Origin of the sequence: Rhodococcus sp. NPDC080181 (assembly GCF_040702225.1) — a bacterium.
Classification (GTDB): domain Bacteria; phylum Actinomycetota; class Actinomycetes; order Mycobacteriales; family Mycobacteriaceae; genus Rhodococcoides; species Rhodococcoides fascians.
Window position 1 is genome coordinate 36,959 of sequence record NZ_JBFBKN010000014.1, and the last position, 26,234, is coordinate 63,192.

21 protein-coding genes and 1 tRNA gene are annotated in these 26,234 nt (G+C 65.8%); 10 read left to right on the top strand and 12 right to left on the bottom strand.

Annotation, left to right across the window (positions count from 1 at the left end; genetic code table 11):
• Positions 1–6 precede the first annotated feature (6 nt).
• Positions 7–1,287: an RNA polymerase sigma factor gene (locus AB0O58_RS16945; RefSeq protein ID WP_366238517.1), complete on the top strand. Its 1,281-nt coding sequence runs from the start codon at positions 7–9 to the stop codon at positions 1,285–1,287.
• Here AB0O58_RS16945 and AB0O58_RS16950 read toward each other — a convergent pair.
• The gene (locus AB0O58_RS16950; protein WP_032401422.1) at positions 1,260–1,799 is read right to left on the bottom strand and encodes a GNAT family N-acetyltransferase; all 540 of its coding nucleotides are present in this window, start codon (positions 1,797–1,799) and stop codon (positions 1,260–1,262) included. The two genes, AB0O58_RS16945 and AB0O58_RS16950, sit on opposite strands and share 28 nt — an antisense overlap.
• A 73-nt stretch (positions 1,800–1,872) precedes the next feature.
• Between AB0O58_RS16950 and AB0O58_RS16955 the strand changes: the two genes are divergently transcribed.
• Positions 1,873–2,061, top strand: coding sequence for a hypothetical protein (locus AB0O58_RS16955; RefSeq protein ID WP_032366331.1), 189 nt, complete (start codon positions 1,873–1,875; stop codon positions 2,059–2,061).
• 5 nt (positions 2,062–2,066) lie between these two features.
• On the top strand, positions 2,067–2,687 hold the full coding sequence (locus tag AB0O58_RS16960; RefSeq protein ID WP_202902204.1) for a hypothetical protein: 621 nt from the start codon (positions 2,067–2,069) through the stop codon (positions 2,685–2,687).
• Positions 2,688–2,689: 2 nt separating this feature from the next.
• Here AB0O58_RS16960 and AB0O58_RS16965 read toward each other — a convergent pair whose 3' ends face one another.
• Both AB0O58_RS16965 and AB0O58_RS16970 read right to left on the bottom strand, forming a co-directional pair.
• Positions 2,690–3,202, bottom strand: coding sequence for a putative immunity protein (locus AB0O58_RS16965; protein ID WP_366238518.1), 513 nt, complete (start codon positions 3,200–3,202; stop codon positions 2,690–2,692).
• Between the two features lie 106 nt (positions 3,203–3,308).
• A tRNA-Met gene (locus tag AB0O58_RS16970) sits at positions 3,309–3,385 on the bottom strand.
• Positions 3,386–3,887: 502 nt separating this feature from the next.
• Between AB0O58_RS16970 and AB0O58_RS16975 the strand changes: the two genes are divergently transcribed.
• A complete protein-coding gene (locus AB0O58_RS16975) occupies positions 3,888–4,463 on the top strand; it encodes a transglycosylase family protein (RefSeq protein WP_032401398.1) in 576 nt (191 codons plus the stop codon).
• Positions 4,464–4,606: 143 nt separating this feature from the next.
• Here the strand turns inward: AB0O58_RS16975 and AB0O58_RS16980 are convergent, their stop codons facing one another.
• Positions 4,607–7,567 (bottom strand): UPF0182 family protein, encoded by a 2,961-nt coding sequence (locus AB0O58_RS16980; RefSeq protein WP_366238519.1) that lies wholly within the window; start codon positions 7,565–7,567, stop codon positions 4,607–4,609.
• A gap of 276 nt (positions 7,568–7,843) precedes the next feature.
• On the opposite strand from AB0O58_RS16980, the gene AB0O58_RS16985 reads away from it, so the two are divergent.
• The gene (locus AB0O58_RS16985; RefSeq protein ID WP_155288788.1) at positions 7,844–8,422 is read left to right on the top strand and encodes a PPA1309 family protein; all 579 of its coding nucleotides are present in this window, start codon (positions 7,844–7,846) and stop codon (positions 8,420–8,422) included.
• Between the two features lie 15 nt (positions 8,423–8,437).
• On the opposite strand, the gene AB0O58_RS16990 is transcribed toward AB0O58_RS16985, so the two are convergent.
• Positions 8,438–9,463 (bottom strand): PDZ domain-containing protein, encoded by a 1,026-nt coding sequence (locus AB0O58_RS16990; protein WP_032366559.1) that lies wholly within the window; start codon positions 9,461–9,463, stop codon positions 8,438–8,440.
• Between the two features lie 144 nt (positions 9,464–9,607).
• Between AB0O58_RS16990 and AB0O58_RS16995 the strand changes: the two genes are divergently transcribed.
• The 3 genes from AB0O58_RS16995 to AB0O58_RS17005 all read left to right on the top strand — a co-directional run bounded on the left by AB0O58_RS16995 (position 9,608) and on the right by AB0O58_RS17005 (position 13,428).
• Positions 9,608–11,011 carry a zinc-dependent metalloprotease gene (locus AB0O58_RS16995; protein WP_032366328.1) on the top strand — a complete coding sequence of 468 codons (1,404 nt, stop codon included), beginning with the start codon at positions 9,608–9,610 and terminating at the stop codon, positions 11,009–11,011.
• Between the two features lie 123 nt (positions 11,012–11,134).
• Entirely contained in the window at positions 11,135–12,022 is an 888-nt protein-coding gene (locus AB0O58_RS17000) for a hypothetical protein (RefSeq protein ID WP_032372873.1), read from the top strand.
• A gap of 95 nt (positions 12,023–12,117) precedes the next feature.
• The gene (locus tag AB0O58_RS17005; protein WP_032366327.1) at positions 12,118–13,428 is read left to right on the top strand and encodes an AarF/UbiB family protein; all 1,311 of its coding nucleotides are present in this window, start codon (positions 12,118–12,120) and stop codon (positions 13,426–13,428) included.
• A gap of 34 nt (positions 13,429–13,462) precedes the next feature.
• On the opposite strand, the gene AB0O58_RS17010 is transcribed toward AB0O58_RS17005, so the two are convergent.
• The 3 genes from AB0O58_RS17010 to AB0O58_RS17020 form a co-directional block, all read right to left on the bottom strand.
• Positions 13,463–13,783, bottom strand: a complete 321-nt coding sequence (locus AB0O58_RS17010; RefSeq protein WP_032401423.1) for a WhiB family transcriptional regulator — start codon at positions 13,781–13,783, stop codon at positions 13,463–13,465.
• Positions 13,784–13,936: 153 nt separating this feature from the next.
• Positions 13,937–14,248: a hypothetical protein gene (locus tag AB0O58_RS17015; protein WP_032366326.1), complete on the bottom strand. Its 312-nt coding sequence runs from the start codon at positions 14,246–14,248 to the stop codon at positions 13,937–13,939.
• Between the two features lie 143 nt (positions 14,249–14,391).
• Positions 14,392–16,506 carry an ATP-dependent DNA helicase UvrD2 gene (locus tag AB0O58_RS17020; RefSeq protein ID WP_032366325.1) on the bottom strand — a complete coding sequence of 705 codons (2,115 nt, stop codon included), beginning with the start codon at positions 16,504–16,506 and terminating at the stop codon, positions 14,392–14,394.
• 122 nt (positions 16,507–16,628) lie between these two features.
• Between AB0O58_RS17020 and AB0O58_RS17025 the strand changes: the two genes are divergently transcribed.
• Positions 16,629–16,898: a mycoredoxin gene (locus AB0O58_RS17025; protein WP_366238520.1), complete on the top strand. Its 270-nt coding sequence runs from the start codon at positions 16,629–16,631 to the stop codon at positions 16,896–16,898.
• Positions 16,899–16,905: 7 nt separating this feature from the next.
• Here the strand turns inward: AB0O58_RS17025 and nudC are convergent, their stop codons facing one another.
• Complete coding sequence (gene nudC / locus AB0O58_RS17030) at positions 16,906–17,808, bottom strand: NAD(+) diphosphatase (protein WP_032370929.1); 903 nt, start codon at positions 17,806–17,808, stop codon at positions 16,906–16,908.
• 23 nt (positions 17,809–17,831) lie between these two features.
• Positions 17,832–18,899 (bottom strand): TrkA family potassium uptake protein, encoded by a 1,068-nt coding sequence (locus AB0O58_RS17035; RefSeq protein WP_027496550.1) that lies wholly within the window; start codon positions 18,897–18,899, stop codon positions 17,832–17,834.
• Positions 18,900–19,038: 139 nt separating this feature from the next.
• On the opposite strand from AB0O58_RS17035, the gene AB0O58_RS17040 reads away from it, so the two are divergent.
• Entirely contained in the window at positions 19,039–19,425 is a 387-nt protein-coding gene (locus AB0O58_RS17040; protein ID WP_032370928.1) for a membrane protein, read from the top strand.
• On the opposite strand, the gene AB0O58_RS17045 is transcribed toward AB0O58_RS17040, so the two are convergent.
• Together AB0O58_RS17045 and AB0O58_RS17050 are read right to left on the bottom strand one after the other, a co-directional pair.
• On the bottom strand, positions 19,388–22,801 hold the full coding sequence (locus AB0O58_RS17045; protein WP_283550098.1) for an ATP-dependent DNA helicase: 3,414 nt from the start codon (positions 22,799–22,801) through the stop codon (positions 19,388–19,390). The genes AB0O58_RS17040 and AB0O58_RS17045 overlap by 38 nt on opposite strands.
• Positions 22,798–26,115, bottom strand: coding sequence for an ATP-dependent DNA helicase (locus tag AB0O58_RS17050; protein WP_366238521.1), 3,318 nt, complete (start codon positions 26,113–26,115; stop codon positions 22,798–22,800). Before AB0O58_RS17050 ends, AB0O58_RS17045 begins: the two co-directional genes overlap by 4 nt.
• Positions 26,116–26,234 lie beyond the last annotated feature (119 nt).

A 26,234-nucleotide genomic window follows, 5' to 3' on the forward strand; every position in this document is an offset into this window, starting at 1 on the left:
CGTTCGGTGAGCAAGGTCGACGTCAGTCGAACGATCGCATCGGTCTTCCGTGCCGAGCGCTCGATGCTGCTCGCGTCGTTGGTGCAGCGCTACCGTGACCTCGACCTCGCGGAGGAGGTGACGTCGGATGCCATCGAGGCGGCTCTGAAGCATTGGCCGATCGATGGCATACCGGCCAAGCCAGGGGCCTGGTTGCTCACCACAGCCCGGCGCAAGGCAGTCGACCGCCTCCGACGCGATGAGACACTGGCTGCGAAAATGGCCGCACTACAGATCAACTCGGACCGCGACAACCCGTCCGGCTCGAATGCGCTCGACGATCGTGTGCCCGACGATCGCCTCCAGCTGTTCTTCACGTGCTCCCACCCGGCTCTTGCTGCCCAGGACCGACTCGCCCTGACGCTGAGGTGTCTCGCGGGTCTGTCCACAGCAGAGGTGGCGCGCGCACTGCTCATCCCTCCTGCCACGGCGGCACAGCGAATAGTGCGGGCCAAGAACAAGATTCGCACAGCTCGCATTCCGTTTCGCGTTCCAGGACCGGACGAGCTCGCGGAAAGAGTGCCGATGGTGCTCGAGGTCGTCTACTCCATCTTCACCGAGGGGTACTCGGCGACATCCGGCGATGGAGTCGGACGCGTCGATCTCTCAGACGAAGCGATCGGTATGGGCAGAGTTCTGCACGCGGCTCTGCCGGGCACGTCCGAGGTGACGGGCTTGCTGGCGCTGATGTTGCTGACCGACGCCAGACGCCGCGCCCGGATCGACGAACACGGCGAGATCGTGCTGTTGGCCGATCAGGACCGGCGCGTATGGAATGCCGCGTTCATGGCCGAGGGATCGGAACTCGTGAGCGAGGCCCTGACCCGCGGGCCGGCCGGCCCGTACTCCGTTCAGGCCGCCATCGCGGCATTACACGACGAGGCTGCTGACGCCGCGGGCACGGACTGGCCTCAGATCGTGGCCCTGTACGACGTGTTGATGGCACTCACACCATCACCGGTCGTCGCGCTCAACCGGGCCGTCGGCGTCGCAATGACCGAAGGGCCCGAGGCCGGGCTCGAGTTGTTGGACGCCATCGCCGCTGAGCCGGTCCTGCGCCGGTACCACCCGTTCGCGATGGCGAAGGCCGATCTGCTGCACCGACTGGGCCGGATGGACGAGGCCGCCGTGCACTACCGGAAAGCACTGGATCTCGCGCGAACGGCACCCGAGAAGCGTTTGCTGGGAAGACGACTGGCCGAGGTTGCCGACGCACGGGATCAGGCGGACAGCACAGCATCCACCTGATCGGCCGTCAGCGGTCGGTCTGCGTACACCAATCGGATGGCCTCGGGATCGGGGTTGCCGATATCGGGTCCACGGGATACCAGCTTCAGGCCGGCGCGCTCTGCCACGCGAGCGGATGAGAGGTTGTGTTCGAGAAGATATGCCACGACCGGCATTTCGGGCCGAGTTCGGTACGCGCACTCGACTGCGGTTCGACACATTTCTGCGGCGTACCCCTTGCCCTGCGCGTCAGGATGGAGACGGTAGCCGAGATTCCAGAAGGCATTCTGTCGGATGGAACACCCGCCGTAGCCGCCGATCATGTCGCTGCCGTGCTCACGAACGATCCATGTGCTCAATCCATCTCGACGCCACTGCGCAGTCCAGTTCTGCACCATACGTTGGGTCGTACCGATGTCGTTGTGCCGCAAGCTCGGAAAGTGTGTCCACGACTGCGGATCACTGCAGATCTCGTACAACGCGTCGAGATCCGCATCTGCAGGCTCGTCGAGAACCAGTCGTGGGGTCTTCATTCGCACACCGATGATCCTAGAGGGCTCGAGTCTGGTAGACCGGTGGTAGACGATCGAGCGAAGGGTGACAGTCATGGCCGAGTGGATCAAGAAGGTCGAAGAGAATGCAAAGGGCCTCATCGCAGAGGCAGAACAGGAACTGACGGCTCTCGAGGGCGCGGACACCGTCGACCTCACCGCAGACGAGCCGGAGGATGCTGCGACCACCGACGACGATGACATCGTCACCAGCGACGATGCACGGGAGCAGGTCTCGGACTGACGTCGGTGCCCGACCCCTCCGTGTCCGGCCGAAGCACTTGGTCCACCACGACGCACGACTGGTCGATGGACGTCGATCGAGATCACCTCTCGCACATCAGAAGCCGCCCCGGTGAGTACGCGCCGGGTGGAGTGCTGCACCTGGTTCTCGAAGTCCTCGCGTATGCGGTGGACGAAGCCGAGGATCAGGGAGGCGGTCACGCGACCATCACGTTCGACTCGGACGGCACGATCGATGTAACGGACCTCGGACGAGGTACCGACACACGGTTCGACCGCGGACTCGCAATTCGCAAGCCCGTTGTGAGCACTGCAGATGTTCGATTCTTCGACCGGCTGGAGCCAGTGCTGTTGGCGGACGGACATGCCCGCCGCGGAATGTCGACTGTTGCAGCGCTGTCGGACGTGCTCGAGCACACCAACCGTCGCAGTGAGGGCTCGTGGACCCGTCGATACCAGCACGGGTTGCCCGCCACCGAATTGGTGTCGACTGCCCCTACGGATCGGACCGGTACCACGATCCGGTTTCGTCCCGATACGTCACTGCTTGCCGCAGATCAGCTGAGGCCGCACGATCTTCGCGCTCTGGTCGTCGACACCCAGTCCTTCACGGTCACGGTTCTGTAGATCTACTCGAACACGTACCAGCAGATGCTGTTTCTCCTGTGCTGGTCCTCCAACACCAGAGCCCGCACGCTGTCCGGCAGCTGTTCCCTCTGCCACTCATTTTCCGCATACGCCGCGGCGGTTGCGCTCGACGACGGTGCCGCAGCTCGAACTGCCTTGATGGCGTACGCCGCTGCTCCGAGCTCGTGTTCGGCCACGTGCGCCACGCATGCGGCCTGGCCTGCGGCGTAGGCGGCGAATCGAGCCGCTCCGCGAAGGGGACGCGCTGCGCCCATCGCGTGTCCGCCGAGGGCGCGGGTCTCCATCATCGGCAGCTCACCGCGTACCCACGCGCCGATCCCGTCGATGGCTTCCCGCGGTCTGGCGTCCGACGGAACCGAGCTCTCGAACAGAGGCAGCACGTGTTCGGCACAGGCAGCAGCCCAGAGTGCCAGGGCCCGATGATCGTCATCGGACAGCAGTCCCCCGCGCCGGGCGGTGACGAGCCGGGGATCTCGAACAGCGGGCAGGATCATCCTCGGTCGCCCTCTTCGCACGGGCATCGGGCAGTCCAACGTGATTGCACGGTGACTATCAGAGCACAAAAAAGCCCGAGACCGTGTGGTCTCGGGCTTCTTCGAGTGGTAGCGGGGACAGGATTTGAACCTGCGACCTCTGGGTTATGAGCCCAGCGAGCTACCGAGCTGCTCCACCCCGCGTTGCATCTACGAAGTTACCCCTGCGTGTACGACGAATGCAAATCACGTGACCACGGGGTGCTCGGTCCCAGCCGATCAGGCTCGACGCGCGGCCGAGCCGACCCGAACAGCACGTTCGCAGCCCCTCGAAATAGTGCTCCGGGTCTCTTTTCTTGCGTGTTTCGAGTCACATAACGGTCGGGTCACGAAGGTGAAACATTCCCGCCACAATGCGGCTCGAGCTGCACGAACAGGGGGCCCAATCCCACTATGTGGACGGTCGGCATCCCATATCCGCTCAGTGACGGTGAGTGAATCCTCGACTACCTTCACGGACGGCCCTAAACCGCTGGGCTTGCACCACCCCGCCGCTTCTTTCGCTCTGCCCCGCGGGTGTGGTCCCCAATACGTACGGGGGCAGAGCCGCGACGATACGAAGTGCCTGGTCGTCATCGCCATCACCACCGGCGTAACGATTCGCAGGCCAGTCGCGCCAGTCGAGCGCGGAGAGGATTCACCCCGCATGACCACTCAGAACAACTTCGGTAAGCGCGCACTCGGATTGGCCGCCATCGCCGGCGCAGCCGTCGCCATTCCGCTCGGCGTTTCTGCCGGAACCGCCAACGCAGCCCCCCACAACTGGGACGGCGTCGCACAGTGCGAGAGCGGTGGCAACTGGAGCATCAACACCGGAAACGGCTACTACGGCGGCCTGCAGTTCTCGCAGAGCACCTGGACGGCCAACGGCGGAACCGGATCCCCGGCCAACGCCTCCAAGGCCGAGCAGATCCGCGTCGCGGAGAACACCCTGCAAAGCCAGGGACCGGGCGCATGGCCCGTTTGTGGTCAGCAGCTGACCACCGGCACCTCGGCAGCCGAGCCCGAAGCGGCACCGGCACCGGCTCCTCAGGCAGCACCGGCACCGGCACCGGCCCCTGCGCCTGCGCCTGCCGTCGCACCCGAGGTCGCAGCAGCTACACAGGCCGCTCAGGGCGCATTCGATGCAGCATCCAAGCTCGCAGACCAGTACGGCCTGAGCACCCAGTTCCAGCACTTCGCTGCTGCGAACGCTCCAGTGCTCGCGCCCATCGGACGCTGATTCACCGGCAGTTCGCTAGAACTGCCTCGTTCCGCTCGCAGTGGATGCCCAGCGCATCCGATGTAGCGAACAACGACAGAGCCGCCTCACCGATTCGGTGAGGCGGCTCTGTCGTTGCAGTCAACCCGGTGGAACAGTGCCGATCAGCTACCGGCCCGGTTGTACGCGTCGACAGCTGTCTGCAGGTTCTCCAGCGCGGTGCCGAGCTGCGCCAGGTTGCCGCTCTGCTGTGCGGTGCGCACGGCGGAGAGTGCGTCGTTCAACCCGGTGACAGCGGCGTCCCTGGTGGTCGACCCACCGGTGGACGGAGCCGGATTCGCCGGCGTCGAACCGCCCTCGGACGGGGTCGTCTCGGGTACGGCACCCGGCTGGGTACTGCCGTCGGTCTCCCCCGGCGCCGTGACGGTCCGTCCGGCACCGGCCCCGAATACCTGCTCGATGGCCTCGGGCAGCGTGGCGGCGTAACCGACACGACCCTCGTACGAGACCAACACCCGGATCAACTGCGGGTACGCCGACGCCTCGTTGGTGCGCGAGGCGTAGACCGGCTCCACATAGATCAGACCGCCGTTGCCCACGGGCAGGGTCAGAAGATTGCCGAACTCGACAGTGTTCTCCCGGCGCACGATGCCGAGGCTTTCGGAGACGTCCGTCGTGGTCGTCATCTGGTTCTGTACCTGATTCGGGCCCTGAGTGGACGTATCGGTCGGCAGCCTCAGCACGGTGATCTTGCCGTAGTTCTCCGGATCCGAATCCGCGCTGACATACGCGCCCAGCACTTCTCGGCGATACCCCACCAGCGCACTGGTCAGCTGGAACGAGGCCTGGTTCTCCTCGTTGGAGATATCGGACGCGACGACGTAGTACGGAGGCTGCTTGGCGGCAGTGTTCTCCGCGGTCGGGTCGGTCGGAACCTCCCAGAACGCGTTATTGGTGAAGAACTCTCGCGGATCGTTGACGTGGTATTTCGTCAGCAGTTCACGCTGAACCTTGAACAGGTCCTCCGGGTACCGGAAGTGATCCCGCAATTCCGGAGACACCTCGCTCTTGGGGATGACCGTTCCGGGGAACACGCCTTCCCATGCCTTGAGCACCGGGTCGTTCTCGTCCTGCTCGTACAGCTTGACAGTGCCGTCGTAGGCGTCGACGGTGGCCTTGACCGAGTTCCGGATGTACGAGACTTCCCGGCTCGGCAGTGCGCGCGTCGTCGTCGACTCGATGCTGTCGGCAGTGGCATCCTCGAGCGACATCCGCTGGGCATACGGGAAGTTGTCCAGCGTTGTGTAGCCGTCGATGATCCAGACGAGCTTGCCGTCGACGATCGCTGGGTACGTCGAACCGTCGGTGGTGAGCCAGGGCGCGACCTTCTGCACGCGGTCTCGGGGATCACGGTTGAACAGAATCTTCGATTCGTCACCGATCACACTCGAGAACAGGATGTTGCGCTCGGCGTACTTGCTCGCGAACACGAGTCGGTTGAAGAAATTGCCGACGTCGACACCCGCTGCACCGGTGTAGGAGTAGCTCTTGCTGTCCGTGTCGTACTCACGGGGTTCGCCGGCCGAGCCGACGATGGAGTAGTCGGCGTCGGAATTCGCGATGACCGGGCCGAAGTAGATGCGCGGCTGATCGAGGTCACCTGGGCCGTCCTTACGCACGGTTCCCTCGGCGTTGTTCTCGATCCAGTTCACCTGGTAGTTGGGATAACCACCACGCCCGCCGCTGGACTCGTCGGCGACAGCCTCGTCGACGGAGTTGGCAGGAGCAGCAACGAAGCCGTTTCCGTGAGTGAACACGGTGTGGCGGTTGATCCAGTCACGCTGGTTCGCGTCGAGAGTCTGCGGTGAGATCTCACGCGCGGCGACGACGTAGTCGCGGAGGTTGCCGTCCGCGTCCGGGTAGCGGTCGACGGCCAGTGTGTCGGGGAATCCGTAGAAGTTACGGATCTGACGCTGCTGAGTGAACGTCGGCGCGAGGATGTTCGGATCGAGCAACCGGATGTTCGACATCGTGGCCGACTCCGATGCCACTTCGCTCGGGCTCAACGACGCTTCACCCGAATAGTCGCGGTACGAGACCACGTCATCGGTCAAGCCGTACGCAGACCTCGTTGCCGCGATGTTGCGCTCGATGTACGTGCTCTCCTTGTCGGCCGCGTTCGGACGAACCGAGAACTGTTCCATCACCAACGGCCAGACGGCACCGATGAGGATCGACGACAACACCAACAGGGCTGTGGCCAAGGCGGGGATTCTGAGGTCACGAAGGAAGATGGCCGCAAAGAAGGCAACAGCACAGATGACCGCGATGGCCAACAGAATCAGCTTCGCCGGCAGCACCGCATTGATGTCGGTGAAGCTGGCACCGGTGAACGTCGGCTCCTTACGACTGCTCGACAACAACGTGTATCGGTCGAACCAGTAGGCGATGGCCTTGAGCAGGACGAAGGTGCCGGCCAGCACAGCGAGCTGAATCCGCGCCGCGCGAGTGAGCGCTCCTTCTCGGCCGGCGAGACGAATGCCGCCGAAGACGTACTGCGTCACCAGATTTGCGAAGAATGCAACCAGGATGGCAACGAACAGCCAGTTCAGGATGAAGCGGTAGAACGGCAGATCGAACGAGTAGAACCCGACGTCCAGGCCGAACTGCGGGTCGGTCTGGCCGAAGTCGCCGCCATGCAGAAACAGCTGCACGGTGACCCAGTTCGTCTGCGCGATCATGCCGGACAGGAAACCGACCACGACCGGGATTCCGATGCCGAACAACCGCAATCGGCTCATCACCGTGGTGCGGTATCGAGCGATCGGATCGTTGGGTCCGGCCACCGGAACGAACACCGGGCGATTGCGGTACGCGACGACCAGCGCGCCGAAGACGATGAGCCCGACGACGACCGAGACGACGAGGAAGATCACCAACCGGGTCAACAGAGTGGTGGTGTAGACGCCGCGGAAGTCGACTTCTCCGAACCACAACCAGTTCGTGTAGATATCGATCAACCGCGGACCGATGAGCAGCAAAGCTGCTACTACCAAGGCCAATACGAGCAAGATCCGGCTTCGCCGCGACAACGACGGCATACCGGTGGGGGGCCTCATGCCCACGTGCCACACTCCAACTTCGGGCGACGCCGATGGCGCCGCAGATGACTGTCACGGCGCACCTCGCGTGCGCCGCATGTCCGTTTCGCCCTACTGTACGTACGTTGATCCTACGGCTGTGACGCCCGTACTGCGGCCCCGCCGGATCGCAGGTCAGGAGCATCGACATTCGTGGAACCATTCGGATGCGAGGATAGTGCGGTGAGCAACGACAGTGACGGACTGCCCGGCCAGGAACATTTCGGAGACGACTTCGACCCCGAGTCGGGCGGACCCGGCATCGCCGAGGCATTGGCGCGGTGCGCGCGTGAGGTGGCGGACTTCGTCGACGCGGGCGGGTGGGGCCAATCGCCCCAGATGTTCGCGCTGGTGCCCACCGCTGCCCTCGCCGCGGCAGAACCCGGCCTGCTCGACGATCTGGCCGACGGTGCTGCACTCACACCGATCCAGCAACATTCGTTGCCCGAGGACATCACCGGCGGCTCCCCCGCCCTCGACGAATTCCTCGCCACGTCGACGTGGCCCGAGGGCGTCGTGGGATGCGCACTCGTCCAGGAGATCGTCGTACTCCCCCCGGCGGCGGAGTCGGCACTCGACGATGCGCTGATGCCGCTTCTCGCAGATCCCGACGCGGCCGACAACGCGGCGCGATCGGCCGCCGAGAACCATCCCGAGAAGCGTGACGCGCGGCTGATCGTGGCAGTGCTCAAGGACGGGCCGTCGTTGACGTTGTTGCAACTGCATCCGGACGAGGACGCCGATCCGTTCGCTCCCATCGACCTTCGCATCGCCGAGGACCTGGCACCCAACGTCGTCCACGGTCTGTACGCGACGTTCGATGTGGTCGACGACGAATAAATACGACCGAGCGGGTCAGCTACAGGTCGGAGCGTCTTCGCCCGACCCGATCGCTCGGAGCGAGTCGATCGCGTTGTCCAGCGATTCGACTCGCACCAAGCGCAGACCGTCGGGCACGTTCTGTTGCGCCTCACCACAATTGGCGTCGGGCACCAGGAACGTGGTGGCCCCTGCCTCACGAGCTGCTATCAGCTTGTAGGGAATACCGCCGATGGGGCCGACCGTTCCCGCTGCGTCGATCGTGCCGGTTCCCGCCACGAATTCGCCGTTGCTCAGCTCGCCGGGACTCAGTTTGTCCACCACCGCGAGGCTGAACATCAAGCCGGCGGACGGACCACCGACGTCGGCGAGATTGAACTTCACGTCGAACGGAACGTCGGGCTGCTCCTCGGGCGTCACACCGAGATATCCCTTGGACGGGTCGTCCGGCCTGGCCCCGAGCACAACGGAACCCGTACGAGGGGCACCATCACGCACGTAGTCGATGTCGAGCGAATCGCCGGGTGCCTTGGCGCTGACGGCCTCGCGAACCGCGCCTGCCGTCGAGACGGGGGTGCCGCCCACCGCAACCAGAGTGTCTCCGATGTTCAGCACGCCTGCGGCGGGGCCGTCCTGGGCCACGCTCGTCACCGACAGTGACACAGGGAGGTCGAGGTGATGCAGAGCGGCGAGTTCGGCACTGGATTCCGATTGCTCGAAATCGGCCTGATTACCTTCCTGCACTTCCTCTTTCGACTTGTCCGGTGGGTATACCTCCTCACGAGGGACCAGTCCCTGACGCCCACTGGCCCAGAACCCGAGAGCCTCGAAAAGATTGAGCTGATCCCGCACGGCCACCGTCGTCATGTTCAGATGGCCTGCGGTGGGGTCGACGTCGGTGCCATCGATCTGGACTACGGGCACGCCGTCGACGTCACCGAGAGTGTTGTAGGTCGGCCCGGGGCCGAGTGCCGCGAACGGAACGGTGACGACCGAGCCGGTGACGCCCAGCACCACGACCGGTACCAGCGCTGCGACGAGTGTGGCGATCCTTCGGTTCACTCGGTAGACACTAGATCCGAACGTGCGGCGGCGTGGATACCGCCCCTGCCGGAGCCCGACGCACGATGCGACGAAGCCGTTCTGTTCGCCGTCAGCGTGACGATCTTTCGCGCTCCGAGTGCTCATGGCTTGTACCGTTGAGCCATGAGCAATTTTGGTTTCGGTGCTTCCGACGACGACCCGGACAAGAAGAAGGATCCGGACGGGTCGGGTAACCCCGCCGGTTTCGGGTTCGGGGCCGAGGGCTTCGACCCTGCACAACTGGGCCAGATGCTCACCCAGTTCGGCCAGATGCTCAGCGGCATGGGTGCCGCGGGGTCGGGCGGATCGTCGGCCGGACCGGTCAATTACGACCTCGCCAAGCAATTGGCCCGACAGCAGATGGGCGATTTCAGCCCGGTGTCGGCCGGGGAGCGTGAGGCCATCACCGAGGCCGCCCACCTCGCCGAGCTCTGGCTGGACGGTGCCACCACATTGCCTGCCGGTGCCACCAAGACTGCAGCGTGGACGCCGGTCGACTGGCTCGACAACACCATCGACACCTGGAAGCGGCTGTGCGATCCGGTCGCCGAGCAGATTTCGGGCATGTGGACCTCCGGGTTGCCGCCGGAGGCTCAGCAGATGGCCGGACCGATGATGGGCATGCTGACCCAGATGGGCGGAATGGCGTTCGGCTCGCAACTCGGTCAGGCACTGGGCCAACTGTCGAAAGAAGTCCTGACCTCCACCGACATCGGTCTCCCGCTCGGCCCGTCGGGCACGGCCGCGTTGCTACCGTCGGCGATCGCGTCGTTCAGCGAAGGTCTCGAACAGCCCGAGCGTGAGGTGCTGGTGTTCCTGGCCGCCCGCGAGGCTGCACACCAGCGGCTGTACAGCCACGTCCCGTGGCTGCGCCAGCGGGTTCTCGCCACTGTCGAGGAATATGCTCGCGGCATCCGCATGGATTTCTCGGCAATCGAGGAAGCCGCTGCCGGGCTCGACCCGTCGGCGCTGACGGATCCGTCGAAGATCGAAGCGCTGCTGCAGCAGGGTTCGTTCGAGCCGCAGACCACACCCGAGCAGAAGCACGCTCTCGAACGTCTCGAAACGTTGCTGGCACTGGTGGAGGGCTGGGTGGAGACCGTGGTCACGGCCGCACTCGGCGACCGTCTCCCCGGCGCGGTTGCCCTCGCCGAGACCATTCGCCGTCGCCGCGCCTCCGGCGGCCCGGCAGAGCAGACGTTCGCGACGTTGGTCGGTCTCGAGTTGCGTCCCCGCAAGGTGCGCGAGGCCGCCGATCTGTGGCGCCAACTACTGGCCGCCGCGGACGTGGAGGGCCGCGACGGGGTGTGGGCACACCCGGATCTCCTGCCCGACGCATCCGACCTGGACAATCCGGCGGCGTTCATCGATCGAGTCGTCGGCGGCGGCACCTCCAGCTTCGACGACCCCATCGCGCAACTCGAGGCGATGGAGGCAAAGGAGGCCGCCGAACGAGCGGAACACGGCACGGACGACGCCTCGGAGGACGGCGACGACCATCCGGACAAGGGCTCTTCCACACCCTGAACCCGGACGGCGCACACCAATGCCGTCAGTCCCGTCGAACGCCTGCTCGAAGCCTATTTTCCCCTGTGGATAACGTGCTCCGAGCGGGCGTTTGCCGTCGGACCGAGTGTCACAGTGTGGTTCATGATCACATCGACCGTTCGACTCGATCCCGCGGTGGCCATCCTGCCGCGACGGGACGGAACCGTTCAATTGGGGTGGAGCCCCGAGACCAGCGTCGTCGTCACTCCCCCTCCCGGTGCGGAACCGGGCTCGATACTCGAGATCCTGCGGCTTCTCGCGGCAGGACGTTCCCGGCCTCACATCGTCTGTCACGCAATGACGTTGGGTTTGTCCGCGAACCGAGTGTCGTCGATGCTGGCCGAATTGGACGATTCGGGCCTGCTCGTACACGGCACGAGTGGCCCGGCGTCGAGCAACGCGGACGCTCCGTCGAGTGAACTGCGCGACATTCGTTCCGTGCATCTCGTGGGCCGCGGGCCGCTCTCGGATGCGCTGACCGCCGGGTTGCGGCGCACCAGTGTCGCGGTGACCAGAACGAGCCTGACCCCGACACGCTATCCGCACCTCGCCGTGAACTCGTGGCAGTACGACGTGGTCGTGCTCACCGACGACCTCGTCGCCGAGCCTCGCCTGGTGACCGATCTGGTGCGGAAAAGGATCCCGCACCTGCAGGTGCGACTGCGGGACGGGAAAGGAATCGTCGGCCCGTTCGTGGTGCCCGGACAGACGAGTTGCCTGCGCTGCGCCGATCTCACCCGCTGTGATCTCGACCCGGAGTGGCCGCACCTGTCCGCACATCTGCTCGGCACGGTGGGCCAGGCGAGTACCGCCACGGTGTTGGCCACGGCGGCGTTCGCGTTCGCGCAACTCGAAACCCTCATCGATCGCACGGACGGAACGATGCCCGAAACCACCGACTGCACGATGGAGCTGAGTTTCGCGGCCACCGGTACGTCCGTGCACAAAAGACAGTGGACGCGACATCCGCATTGCGATTGCTGGTACTGACGACACGGTCACTCGACCACCCGCCCACCTCGGCCGTCGAGGCCAGGGTTTCACCGGTCCGAGCATTTGTCGGAAGGTTCAGCCATGATGGAGCTGTGTCAGACATACCGCGCCGTGGATCCACTCGTACCGCGAAACTAGCCAGCATTCCCCTGGGAATGGCCGGACGTGCCGCGATGGGCTTCGGAAAGAAGCTCGCCGGCGGAAACCGCGACGAGATCGACGCGGACATGGCCGCCAAAGCAGCCGAGCAACTCTTCTCCGTACTCGGAGAGCTCAAAGGCGGGGCCATGAAGCTCGGTCAGATGCTGTCAGTGATGGAAGCCGCCGTCCCCGAGGAGTATTCGGAGCCCTACCGTGAGGCACTGACGAAGCTGCAGGCTCAGGGCCCGCCCATGCCGGCCAAGACGGTGCATCGCGTACTCGATCAACAACTGGGTACGGCGTGGCGATCACGGTTCGAGAGTTTCGACGACACCGCTATCGCCTCGGCCAGCATCGGCCAGGTCCACCGAGCTACGTGGGCGGACGGGCGCGACGTCGCGGTCAAGATCCAGTATCCGGGTGCGGACGACGCCTTGCGGTCGGACCTCAAGACTCTGTCTCGTTTCGCGAATCTGTTCAGTACGGTGCTCGCCGGTACGGACGTCAAGCCCGTGCTCGAAGAGCTGACGGCGCGCACCGAGGACGAGCTCGACTACCGCATCGAGGCAGCCAATCAGCGCGCCTTCAGCAAGGAATTCGCGGGCGATCCTCGGTTCGCGGTACCCAAGATCGTCGCCAGCGCCCCGAAAGTGGTTGTGAGCGAATGGATGACGGGCAGACCCCTGGCCGATGTGATCGCGCACGGAACTGCGGACGAGCGTAATCGAGCCGGCGAACTACTCGCGCGGTTCGCGTTCGAGTCTCCCGCACGCGCGAAGTTGTTGCACGCGGACCCACATCCGGGAAACTTCATGATGCTCGACGACGGCCGAATGGGCGTCATCGATTTCGGGGCATGTGCTCCGATGCCCGACGGCCTGCCTCCGGTCCTCGGCCGGATGGTCGCACTCGCTCGTGACGACAAGTTCGACGAACTGGTCGAACTGTGCACCGAAAGTGGCTTCGTGGTGCCGGGTCGCACGGTGACGGAGAAGGAAATTGCCGATTACCTTCGCCCGTTCACAGACCCGATTCACACCGAGTCGTTTCACTTCACTCGGGCGTGGCTGCAGAAAGCGGCAGGCACCGCAGCCGATTTCAACAGCGCACAGTTCCGCACCGTTCGCTCGCTGAACATGCCGCCGGAGTACGTGATGATCTTCCGGGTACTGGGTGGCCTGGTGGGAATCTGCGCGCAGCTCGACGCCTATGCGCCGTACATGGCAATTCTGACGGAATGGTTGCCCGGCTTCACCGAGTGAATCACTCGGTGAAGCCGGACCTCCGGATCGAGCTTCATGCCGCGTTCTTACGTGGCCGTCCGCGAGGACGCTTGCGTGCGATGACAACACCCTGTTCCAGGATCTCGCCACCCCATACGCCCCATGGCTCGGCGCGATCCAATGCGGCGCTGAGACAGGTTCGGCGGATGGGGCATTCGGCGCACAGCGCCTTGGCCTGCTCCAATTCGGCAGGGGTGTCGGCGAACCACATGTCGGGGTTCGCCGCTCGGCAAGGCACCGACAGCTCGAGCTCCGCCGATTCGGCGAAACTTGTTGCTGCGTAGGCGGTTTCGGACTCTGGTCGGCATGTCGTCCGGATCGTGGCGGTTGACACGTCGGTCTCCTCTACTTTTCGTGCGGCGTCGTTATCGGTTCGAGGGGTGATGCGAACCATGTCGGCCTCACGCTCGGGTAGAGGATCTACCTGAACGACAAAGGCCACGGTCCGCGAGTGCGGGTCCGTGGCCTGGTGGGCAAATCGAAGCGTCTACCTACAGTGAAGTCGGTATCTGCTGTCGAACACGGACGCGCGTGGTGCGCGGTGACGTCGATGGGTGTACACAGCGGGTGCTGCCAACGCCAGGACGCCGGGGGCGGAATTCGACCCGAGGGCTTCCGATGCGGACTGGTGCATCGGGCCGAAAGCGGTGGGACGAATCCACGTCTGCGCAACCGAGCCGGCGGCTACGGCCGCAGCAGCGGGCGTACCGACCAGCGCATCGCCGAAGGGCGTTGCACCGCAGACAGGGCTGAGCACGACGGTTGCTCTTGCACCGGCGATGTCGAATGTGTCGATCATGTTCTTCAGCTCCTGTTCTGGTCTCGTGGGCGGACTGGGCAGTGTGCGGTCTCCCGCGACACGAGAAACAGACTAAGCCCCCCGCCGAGATCTGCACAAGTTATTTTTGACCAGCAGTTTTACGGCGTCTGTTCGGTAGACGGTTACCGGTCGGAGGACCGCACCACCGTGAGCACGTCCTCGCCGAAGCGCTCGAGCTTCTTGGCCCCGATTCCCGGTATCGCAACGAGTCCACGCTCGTCCTGCGGTTGCTGTTCCGCGATAGCAGTCAACGTGTTGTCACTGAACACGACGTATGCGGGCACCTTGAGTTCACGAGACTTGTCCAGGCGCCACGACTTCAACGCGTCGAGCAGGGCGATGTCCACGTTGGACGGGCAGCTATCGCATCGTCCGAGCATCGTGGCCGACGTCCCGATCAGCGGCTTACCGCAGATTCTGCACTTGGGCCCCGACCTCTTGGCCGCGGGTGCCGCGATGCGCGACGCGGGCGAATCCTCGGGCACCAATCCGACGAGGAATCGGGAGCGGCGACGCGACTTGCGCCCACCCTCGTTACGGGCCAGGGCCCACGACAGGTGCAGGTGGACCCGCGCCCGGGTGACACCCACGTAGAGAAGGCGACGCTCTTCCTCGACGGCGGCCTCGTTGTTCGCACTGGGATCGTTGCCGATCGCGTGAGATATCGGCAGCGTTCCGTCGGCAAGCCCGACGATGAACACTGCATCCCACTCGAGCCCCTTCGCCGCATGCAGCGAGGCCAGCGTCACGCCCTGCACCGTCGGTGGATGTCGCGCCTCGGCGCGAGCCGCGAGTTCACCGAGTAGTGAGTCGAGGGTCAGTTCGGGGTCGTGCACCAACAATTCCTCGGTGAGTTGCACGAGACCTCCCAGGGAGGCCCACTTCTCCCGCGCCTGCGCACCGGTCGGCTCGGTAGCGGTCAACCCCAGTGGAGCCAGCACGGCCCGAACCAGACCGGTCAGGCCGTCCCCGGCACGAGAACCGTCGGGTAGATCGTCTCGGCCCGCAGCCTGGCGCAGTGCATTGACTCCCTGCCGCACCTCGGGTCGAGTGAAGAAACCCTCGCCGCCGCGAACCTGATAGGGAATCTTCAGCTCGGTCAGGGCCTGCTCGTGCGCCTCGGACTGCGCATTGATGCGGTACAGAATTGCGATCTCGGCAGGCTCGACGCCTTTCGAGATCAACCTCTTCACCGCGCGTGCCACTCCGTCCGCTTCGGCGGGCTCATCGTCGTACTCGAAGAACTCCGGCTCCGGACCGGAATCACGCTGACCGATCAGCTGCAGCCGAGTGCCCGCAATGCGACCCCGCGCGGCACCGATCACGCGATTGGCCAACGACACGACCTCCGGTGTCGATCGGTAGTCACGTTCGAGACGGACAACCGTGGCCTCGGGATACTTGCGAGAGAAGTCGAGCAGGTAGCGAGGGGACGCTCCGGTGAACGAGTAGATCGTCTGATTCGCATCCCCGACGACGGTGAGGTCGTCACGATCGCCCACCCAGGCGTCGAGAACCCGCTGTTGGAGCGGCGTCACGTCCTGATACTCGTCGACGACGAAGCAGCGATAACGTTCTCGGAATTCGTCGGCCACCGAGGAGTGCTCTTCGAGCGCCGCGGCGGTGTGCAACAGCAGATCGTCGAAGTCGAGCAACATGCCGTCGCCGCCGCGAGATTTGAGTTCTTCGTAACCCGCGTACACCGCAGCGACCTTGGCTGCGTCCATGGGAACGTCGCGTCGGTTGCTCGCCGCTATGCGCGGGTAGTCCTCGGGGGCGATCAACGAGCCTTTCGCCCACTCGATCTCGCCCGCGAGGTCGCGGATGGCGTCGGTGGAGGTGGACACGCCGGCTCGGTTCGCCGCCTGCGAGACCACGGTGAACTTACGGTCGAGCAACTGCCACCCGGTGTCGCCGACGACCTGTGGCCAGAAATATTTGAGCTGGCGCATCGCGGCAGCGTGGAAGGTACGAGCCTGCACCGGAGGTCCCTCTCCCCCGACGCCGAGTTCTCGAAGACGGCCGCGCATCTCACCGGCCGCCCGCGCGGTGAAGGTGACCGCCAATACCTGGCCGGAGGACACGTGCCCCGCGGACACGAGATGCGCGATGCGTCGAGTGATCGTGCGGGTCTTGCCCGTTCCGGCCCCGGCGAGCACACAGACCGGACCGCGAGGGGCCAGCACTGCCGCGGATTGCTCCGGATCGAGACCGGCAGTCATCGCGTCGTCAGCCATGGGTCCATTGTGTCAGTGCCTACCGACAGCGATGTCCGGGCCCGACGCCGCCGAGACTCGCCGAGACTCGCCGAGGCCGCCGTCACGGAACAATCACCTGCGCCCTGCTGTTGACTGTCTCCGTGACCACTACCGAGAACACCCCACAGACCCCGGCCGCGCTGACCGTCTACTCCACCACCTGGTGCGGGTACTGCCGCCGGCTCAAGACTCAGCTCGACGAGGCGGGAATCGCCTACTCCGAGATCGACATCGAGCAGAACCCCGAGTCCGCCGAGTTGGTCGGCAGCGTCAACAACGGAAACCACATCGTGCCCACCGTGCAGTTCGCGGACGGATCGACGGCAACCAACCCCAGTCTCGCCGAGGTCAAGCGCGCTCTGTCGCTCTGATCGAGCGTCAGGTCGTCGCTGCCCACGCCTCCAGCATCCCGCGAGCGATCGAGATGGATCCGGGAAGCAGCAATCGAGACGTCGACTCCGATCCCCAGTCGCCCAGTTCGAGGGCGGCGACGACCTCGGTCCGCTCGAACCAGTGCGCCTCGGCGATCTCGCCGTCCTGGAACGCGAGCGGCTGATCCGGGTCGGCGACGGCCGAGAAGCCGATCATCACCGAACGCGGAAACGGCCACGGCTGACTGCCGAGATATTCGATGCCGGATACGTCCAGCCCCACTTCTTCCTTGATCTCCCGCGCGACACAGGTCTCCAGCGATTCGCCGGCCTCGACGAATCCGGCCAACACCGAGAACCGACGTTCGGGCCACATCGGTGCGCGCGCCAACAGCACTCGATTCGCGCCGTCGTGAACCAGGCAGATCACCGCAGGATCGGTGCGCGGAAACTCTTCGTGACCCGAGGACGTGCTGGTCCGCGACCAGCCTGCAGCCGACGGAACGGACGGAGCGCCGTCGAGCGAGCTGAACCGCGCACTGGCGTGCCAATTGAGGATGGCCAGAGCCCCGGTGACCATCGACAGCGACACACTGTCGAGGCGCTCGCCGTCGGTTCGCAGGTCTCCCAGCGTGCCCTGAAGTAGTTCGACGCGTCGGGTCCACAGGTGCCGGTCGCCATGAATTCCGAGGAAGACCGCGTCCTCGGTCGGTTCCGTGGCCACGTCTGCGGCGTCGACGAAGACCAGACCACCGTCGTCCACTGCGAATCTGCCGCGACCGTCCACGTCGAGTATGCGAGCCGTGGACCAACCGGCGGCCAGTGCCGCTGTGTCGCGGCGCAATTCCTCGGCCCGGTCGAGCGGTGATCGAGACAGTCGAGGTGGATGGACGAGCTGAAAATTCGGCACGCTCACGACCCTACTGGGCCTGCTCAGTCGGCCACGCGACGGATGTACAGCAGTCGGTCGGTTGCCTCGATCGCGTCGACCTCGGGTGATCCGACCCGGAACAGCTTGCCGCCGCGGACCACTCCCAACACGATGTCGGCCAGATGACGCGGTGAACCGCCCACCTCGTCCCGCTCCACCTCTCGCTCTGCGACGGCGAAGCCTGCCTCCGGGGTGAGAAGATCCTCGATCATCTCCACGACGGACGGTGTGGACGTGGCGATACCGAGCAGCCGACCCGCAGTTTCGGACGAGACGACAACCGAATCCGCGCCGGACTGGCGCACCAGGTGCGTGTTCTCGGCCTCTCGGATCGCGGCGACGATCTTGGCCTTCGGAGCGATTTCCCTGGCCGTCAGCGTCACCAGGACCGCCGTGTCGTCGCGATTGGTCGCCACGATGATGGCCGCGGCATGTTGAGCGCCCGTGAGCCGAAGCACATCGGACTTGGTGGCCGAGCCGTGGACGGTGACCAGACCCATCGCCGAGGCCGCGTCGAGCACGGTCTGGTCGGTGTCGACCACGACGATGTCCGAGGCCGAGACTCCGTCGCCGAGCATCGCGTCGACTGCGGTTCGGCCCTTGGTACCGAAACCGATGACCACGGTGTGATTGCGCACGCTGCGTCTCCATCGCTGAATTTTGAATGCCTGTCGAGACCGCTCGGTGAGAACCGACAGCGTGGTGCCGACCAACAGAATGAGGAACAGGACTCGTAAGGGGGTGATGACCAGAATGTTGACCAGACGCGCAGACGGACTCATCGGCGCGATGTCACCGTATCCGGTGGTCGACAACGACACCGTCGCGTAATAGAACGCGTCGAGGAACGACAGCTCGCCGTTCTGATTGTCGCTGTAGCCGTCGCGATCGAGGTAGACGACGAACGCCGCGAGAAAGAGAATCCCCAACGCCATCAGAACCCGCTTGTAGATCGCGCTCCACGGGCTGGATTCGATTTCCGGAACCCTCAGCACACCTACCAGCGCGAAATCGGGCTTGTCGGTCAACGCGCCGCTGTCCCCCAGGCGCGTGCGCAACCTACCTCCCACGTCGCCCACCGAGGTGCTCACCGAAGTCGAGATCATTCACGGCACGCAGCGTAACCCCATGCCGCGCTTCTGCGTCGACAACCGACCGCTTCGAGCGGACCGGATGGGCGGATGCAGCACCGTGTGGCACGGTGTGTGCATGACACAGAGACCGAGTCAGGCCGCAGCGCTGCGTCTCGCGGGATTGCTCGCCGGCGCCGGAGTACTCCATTTCGTCACTCCCCAATTCTTCGATGCGCAGGTACCGACCGCCCTACCAGGTTCGGCGCGGACGTACACCCAGGTATCGGGAGTAGCCGAGCTCGCTGTGGCTGCCACGTTGGCCGCACCCCGCACCCGTCGAGTGGGCGGTGCGTTGGCAGCGGGCCTGTTCGTCGCGGTCTTCCCCGCCAACATCAACCTCGCATGGAAGTACGTACGCAGCTCCAAGACGTCACCGGCCTTGAAGGCCGCCATGATCGCTCGTCTCCCCCTGCAGATCCCACTGGTCACCGAGGCTCTGAAAGCTCGTCGACTGGCACCGTAGTGTCGATGTCGTCCACGACGGATCGGCCTTCGAGCAGCGCCGCCAAAGCTGTTGCGTCAGGCAGCTTTTCGGGCGAGATGGTACGACCGCTGCGGACGTAGTGGAACGCCGCACGGACGCGATCGAGCGGTACCGGCTCCGCACGACCGACGGACATCAACTCCGCCCACGCCAGCCGGTACGCCGCCAGCTGCATCGCCACCGCCTGCTGCTCGGACGCAGACGGTTCGGCTCCGGTCTTCCAGTCGACGACGGTCCAGCCGCCGTCCGGGTCGGCGAACACCGCGTCGATCCGACCGCGCAGCACTGTTCCTGCCACCGACGTCTCGAACGGCACCTCTACCTCCACCGGACTGCGCAGAGCCCAATCGGAGGCCTCGAACGCCCGCTGAAGAGTGTCCAGGTCCACATCGGCAGAAGCACCGGTATCGGCGGAGCCCGGTAGTTCGTCGAGATCGAGCAGGCGGGTCGCGCCGAACCGTCGCTCGATCCACGCGTGAAACGCTGTTCCACGGCGCGCCAACGGATTCGGGGGAAACGGAAGTGGCCGGCGCAGTCGCGAGGCGAGCGCATCCGGATCTGCCGCCAAGTCGACCAGCTGAGTCACCGACAGGTTTTCGGGTAGTGCGACATCGACCCCGGCAACGGCCCGCGCCGAGCGCTCGGCCAGCAAGGTCCGGACGTCGAAGCCCCACTTCTCCGGGTCGTCCTCGTCCTCGTCCTCGTCTTCGTCCGAATCATGGTGGGAGTCGGCCTTGTCGGCCAGGGCCCGCAGAACGTCGGCCGCACCACTCTCGATCGCGCCTCGCCTCGGCCCGAGCGGATCTCGCGGCCAGGATGCCGTATGCGGCTCTGCCCCCAACGGGTTGACGGCTCCGGCTTCGGGGGCCGGTGCCCACTGCTCGACCACCGCGACGGCGTCCTCGGCCGTCGAGGTGTACCGGTGGAGCTCGTCGAGAAACTCGGACGGGCCACGAGGCTTCGTGGACGTCTCGTCCCACTGATGCGCCGAGACCAGCAGCACCCGTTCGGTTCTGGTGAGTGCAACGTAGAACAGTCGACGATCCTCCGCGAGCCGACGCCGAGCGAGTGCATCCTTGTGCCGCTTGACGGCGTCCTCGAGGTCCTTTCGGTTGTAGAGGTCCTCGAGCTCGAGTACCGGTACCCCCTCGGAACCCTCACCGTCGAGAGCGCGGTCGCCGCGCAGGGACGGCGGCAGTTCGGCCATCGCCCCGAGCCAGGTCGACGAGGCGTTCGAGGACGGGAACACTCCGGTCGCCACGTGCGGTACGGCCACGACCTCCCATTCGAGGCCCTTCGCCGAATGCACCGTCAGCACCTGTACTCGATGCGGGGCTACCTCGACCTCGCCCGGAGCCAACCCGTCCTCGACAGTCTCTGCCGCCGCGAGGAACGACAGGAATCCGGTGACCGTGGCCGTTGGATTGTCGGCGTAATCGGCCACCACATGGGCGAATTCGTCGAGATGCTCGCGCCCGACTGCACCATCGACACCGAACGGTGTCCGCGCCTGCGCTTCGACCCCGATGCCCATGATGCGTTCGATGTCGGCGACCAGTTCCGTCAGCGGCTGCCCGATACGGTCGCGCAACAGATGTAGTTCTCCGGCGAGCGCAGTGATGCGTCGGTGCCCGGCCTCCGAATATCGTTCGGCCGAACCTGGATCGGCGATGGCGTCGGCCAGACCGGCCTGCTCCGACTGTTCCCCCGGCAGGGCACTTCCGAGCGCGGCGTCGAGCGCCTGTGGGTCGTCGACACGGCCCGCGGTGCCGTAGCCGCCCCGAATCTCGAGCTCCCTGGCGCGCTGAGCGAGCGCCCGCAGATCGGCGGCCCCGATCTGCCATCGGGAGCCCGTGAGGATGCGCATGGCCGAGCTGCCCGCAGTCGGATCGGCCACCAGACGCAGCATCGCGATGATGTCGGCGACCTCCGGCACATGCAGCAATCCGCCGAGCCCGACCACCTCGACGGGTAGGCCACGGCTACGCAGCACCTCGGCGATCGGCTCGGCATCGGCGTTGCGCCGCACGAGTACCGCGGCACTGGGCGGAGGCCGGTCCAGTTCGAGGGCGTCGCGGTAGCGCTCGGCTATTCGGTCGGCGATCCATTCCCGTTCGTCGAGGACGGTGTCGGTGACGGCCAGCCGTACATCGCCGGGCACCGCGCCCGGCCGGGCCCGCAGGGTCGGCACCGGTACACCGACACGGCGCAGGGGGTCGGTGATCAGATTGGCGAGAGCGAGTGCCTCGGGCGGGTTGCGCCAGCTGGTGAGGAGTTCGAGCCGCGGTGCGGGACTGCCGTCCGCCTGCGGGAAATCGGTGGCGAACCGCGGCAGGTTCGCCGCTGACGCCCCTCGCCACCCGTAGATCGACTGCATCGGATCGCCCACGGCTGTCAGCGCCAGGGTGGCATCGCTACCGGATCCGAACAGTGAGGACAGCAGCACCCGCTGGGCATGACCGGTGTCCTGGTATTCGTCGAGCAGAACGAGCCGAAAGCGTTGCCGCTCTGCGATTCCCACTTCGCGATGTTCGGCCGCGACCCGCGCCGCCATCGACATCTGCGAACCGAAATCCAGTGCCCCTTCGTGCCGAAGCGTCTGCGCGAGTCGTTCCACCAAGGGCAACAACGTGATTCGTTGATGTTGGGCATCGAGGATGTTGAGCAGCTCCTTGGTCGGCCCGCCACGTTGACGTGGACCGGGGCCGAGTGTGTGCACCAGTTTCTCGAGTTCCACGTGCGCCTCGCGCAGCTGGTCGGGGTCCACCAGATGTTCGGCCAGCTGACCGGAGAGGGCGAGTACCGCCTCCGTCACCGACGTGGGATTTCGGTCGGTGTCGAGATCGCCGTCCCACGTGCTGACCACACGATGCGCGAGCTGCCACAGTTCGGTCTCCGACAGCAGCGTCGCGGAGGGCTCGATGGGCAGCAACAGGCCGTGCTCGGTGAGCAGTCGCCCGGCATACGAGTGGTAGGTGCTCACCTCCGGCTCCGCGGCGAGAATCCGTTCGCGCAGTGCCAGACTCGGATCCAGCGCGCGCACCAGATCCGACCCGGCGAGCCGCGCCAGCCGAGCGCGGATTCGGGACGTCAGTTGCTGCGCGGCCTTTCGGGTGAACGTCAGTCCGAGTACCTGATCCGGATCGACGAACCCGTTGGCCACCATCCACACCACTCGCGCGGCCATCGTCTCGGTCTTCCCAGCCCCTGCGCCTGCCACGACGAGCGTCGGACCGGGTGGGGCGGCGATCACCGCCGCCTGCTCGTCGGTGGGTGGGTGCTTCTGCCCGAGGGCGCGGGACAGTTCGACGGGTGAGACCCGCACGGTTGCGCTGCGCGTCGCCGAGGCGGTCACTGCTCGGTCACCTGCCGTCCTGTCTCGTGGGCCGGGCAACTGGATTTGACGGGGCAATGTCTGCACCCGTCGTTGACTCTGGCTTCGAAGACGGGACCCTGCGTCGCCGAGGCCGCCCGGTGGACGGTGTCTCGCCATTCCTCGAGTTTCTCCGGTGTCGGCACCTCCTGGATCCGCTGCGTCGCGCCGTCCTTGTTGTGCGGTTTGGCCACGAACACCAACCGAGCACCCCCGGGTTCGCCCGCGGGCTCACCTTCGATCGCACCCGCGGCAGCGGCGACCTGATACGTGGCCAATTGATGGTGGTTGCGCGCGTCTTCCTTGGACATCACCGTTTTGGCCGTCTTGACGTCGATGACGACCGGGCGGCCGTCCGGATCGTGTTCGAGCCGATCGATCCGGCCGCGCAGGGCGACCGCAATCTCGTCCTCGGATCGGGCGGCCAGAATGCCGTCGACCTGTACCTCGACGCCCGCCTCGGTGAGCTCGCCTCGGGTGCCCTGCAGCCAATTCTCGAACGTGTCGAGCATCGCCCCGGTTCGATCGAGCTCGTGACGCGAGAACCACTGTGATCCGAGATCGACTGCATCCCACGCCGTCTCGAGTGCCCGCCTGAGCTGGTCCGGTGGGATCCGGCCTGCCACCGCCTGCACCAGAGTGTGCACGAGGGTTCCGGTGACGGCGTGAGTGTTGGTGCCGTCGTTTCCTCCGTGACGTTCGAGCATCCAGCGCAGCGGGCAGGTGGTGAGCTGTTCCACCGTCGATGGCGAGAGCGGGACCGGCCCGTCGCCGAGGTGCCACAGGGGCTCGCTGGTGCTGAGCCCCGCAATCCCGAACCACTCGTCGGGATGTGCGCCTCGGACGCCGGCCTCGGCGAGTGTGGCCAGGTGCCGCGCGGCGCGTGCTCGCTTGTCCGGATCATGTTCGGCAACAACGGGATCGCAGACGACCCCGCGAAGCTCGGCGACCATCATCGGTAATGCCAACACCCGGTGCGGGGTCGGCGGCTCGGAAACTTCGGGCAGCGGGACGGGATCTGCGTCGCCGTCGACTCCCCGGAGTTCGTCGACGAATCGGGAGCGGACCAGATCGGTATCGCCCGTGCTCGAGTCCACGGCGGTGACGAGCAGAGTGGAGCGCGCGCGACTGCACGCCACGAGGAAGAGCTTGCGTTCCTCGGCGAGGAGCGGTGCAGCTTTCGACAGTCGTCCGTCGAGGGCCGCAGCCGCGTCGACCTTGCCGGACACCAGATCGACGAGCGTGTCGGTTCCGAGGAGGCTGCCGCGCGCTCGCAGACCCGGCCACAGCCCCTCCTGAACCCCGGCGACCGCCACCAGTTCCCATTCGCGACCGGCTGCCGAGTGCGCGCTGAGCAGCGTCACCGCATCGGCCGGCGCGGTCGAACGGTTCGAGCTCGAGGTAGGAATCTGTTGCTGCGCAATGTAATCGAGAAATCCGCCCAGCTGCGCGCGCGGCAGCCTGTCGACGTAGGCCGCCGCGGCGTCGAAGAGTGCGACCACCGCGTCGAGGTCTCGATCGGCTTGAGCACCTGCGGACCCACCCCACGCGGACGCGGCGGCCCAACGCCGCTCGAGTCCGGACGCCTGCCACGCAGCCCACAGCACGTCCTCGACTCCGCGGCCTTCCCGAGCCACCGCTCGCGCCTTACGAACGACGCTCAGTGCTCGTCGCAGCGGTGCCGCTTCCACGTCCGACAGACCAGTGATCCACCCGAACTTCTCTCGCGTCTCGCCGGTGAGAACGACTCTGAGCAGTTCGGCCGAATCGCGCTCGCCGCCCGAGGCCAGTTCGAGTCTGCGGACACCTCGGCGCAGCCGCCGCAGACCTACCGGATCGGCACCCCCGATCGGGCCGGACAGCAGAGCCAGCGCATCCTCTCCGTCGAACGACGGGTCGGAGATCGCCCGCAGCACCAGCAGCAAGCCCACCGCTCCGTGCTGGCGATGCAACGGCAACTCCGAAGCCGGGGTGATCATGGGGACACCGGCCGCGTGCAGAGCGCGACGCAGCGGCGCGACGGTACGCGGGACCGACCGCACGACGATCGCCATCTCGGACCAGGGCATTCCGTCGATCAGGTGCGCGCGTCGCATGGCGTCGGAGATGATCGCGGCTTCCTTGGCAGGCGAAGACACGACGTGTACCCGGGCCTCCGGCTCGCCGAACCGAGCCGTGGCCACCGGCTCGGGACTGCGGTGCCGACCGAGCCCGGGCAGTCGCCCCGCCACGATGTCGGTCAGTTCCGCCACTGCAGGCACCGATCGAAAGTTCCGCGTCAGAACCACCCGTCGAGGCGAGTCCGCATCGAGCAGATCGGCCACGAACGTGGGATCCGCTCCACGGAACGTGAAGACGGATTGATCGGGGTCCCCGGCGATCACGGTCGATTCGGTATCGGTGCCGATCAGCCGAATCAGCTGCGCAGCTTGCGGATCGAGGTGCTGTGCATCGTCGACGACGAGGTGCCGGATGCGGGCGCGCTCACTGCGCAGCAGGTCCGGATCGGTGGCGAACGCCATCAGTGCGCTGCCGATGAGCTCGGCCGCGTCGAGGCCCGGTGCCGTGGCCCCTGCGGCTTCGACGCCGACTGCGCCGCGCAGCAACATGGCTTGTTCGTATCGAGCCGCGAACTTGCCGACGGCGATCCATTCGGGTCTGCCGTGCGTGCGGCCGAGCTTGACCAGATCCTCGGGTCCGATTCCGCGTTCTGCTGATCGGAGCATCATGTCTCGCACCGCGGTGACAAATCCTGCAGTACCGAGAGCCGGGCGCAATCGATCCGGCCAGTCGGTCGCTCCGTCCTCGATGTCGCCCCGCAGCATCTCGCGGACCACCGCGTCCTGCTCGGCACCGGTCAGCAGTCGAGGAGGCGGATTGCCGTAGAGGGAGGCCTGCAACCTCAGTACCGCGAACGCATACGAGTGCACCGTGCGTACCAGCGGTTCGCGCGTGGCGCGCAGCGCGTGATCGCCGCTGAACAGACCGGCGGTGATCTGCTCGCGGAGCGTGATGGACGCGCGCTTCGACTGAGTGAGCACCAGGACCGATTCCGGATCGCCGGACACGATTCGGGAGACTGCGTAGTCCGCCACGAGCGCTGTCTTTCCCGAGCCGGGCCCGCCGAGCACCTGCCAGGGGTTCCATCGAGGAGCGCCCTGAGCCGCCTCCGCCGCCGAATCGGGAGTCCACGCCAGCAACCGGGCAGCGGAATCGGTCCACCGGCGGGCCGGCTGCGCCACCCTGGGTGCACGGACGAGGGTGACCGTCGCGCCGTGTCTGCCGTCCGTGCTCATGCGGGACATGCAATCACGACCCACCGACACGAAGGGCCGTGCCCCGATCCGGCGGCCCGGGGGCGGCAGCCGACCCGTCCCTTTCGAAACCGGGGCCTTCGATGCGGCATAGTGGTTCA

What these genes read in the sequence shown, in the direction of transcription:
- AB0O58_RS16950 (WP_032401422.1), bottom strand. Translation starts at nt 1,799, where the DNA reads ATGAAGACCCCACGACTGGTTCTCGACGAGCCTGCAGATGCGGATCTC.
- AB0O58_RS16955 (WP_032366331.1), top strand. Translation starts at nt 1,873, where the DNA reads ATGGCCGAGTGGATCAAGAAGGTCGAAGAGAATGCAAAGGGCCTCATC.
- AB0O58_RS16965 (WP_366238518.1), bottom strand. Translation starts at nt 3,202, where the DNA reads ATGATCCTGCCCGCTGTTCGAGATCCCCGGCTCGTCACCGCCCGGCGC.
- AB0O58_RS16975 (WP_032401398.1), top strand. Translation starts at nt 3,888, where the DNA reads ATGACCACTCAGAACAACTTCGGTAAGCGCGCACTCGGATTGGCCGCC.
- AB0O58_RS16995 (WP_032366328.1), top strand. Translation starts at nt 9,608, where the DNA reads ATGAGCAATTTTGGTTTCGGTGCTTCCGACGACGACCCGGACAAGAAG.
- AB0O58_RS17000 (WP_032372873.1), top strand. Translation starts at nt 11,135, where the DNA reads ATGATCACATCGACCGTTCGACTCGATCCCGCGGTGGCCATCCTGCCG.
- AB0O58_RS17015 (WP_032366326.1), bottom strand. Translation starts at nt 14,248, where the DNA reads ATGATCGACACATTCGACATCGCCGGTGCAAGAGCAACCGTCGTGCTC.
- AB0O58_RS17020 (WP_032366325.1), bottom strand. Translation starts at nt 16,506, where the DNA reads ATGGCTGACGACGCGATGACTGCCGGTCTCGATCCGGAGCAATCCGCG.
- AB0O58_RS17040 (WP_032370928.1), top strand. Translation starts at nt 19,039, where the DNA reads ATGACACAGAGACCGAGTCAGGCCGCAGCGCTGCGTCTCGCGGGATTG.
- AB0O58_RS17050 (WP_366238521.1), bottom strand. Translation starts at nt 26,115, where the DNA reads ATGAGCACGGACGGCAGACACGGCGCGACGGTCACCCTCGTCCGTGCA.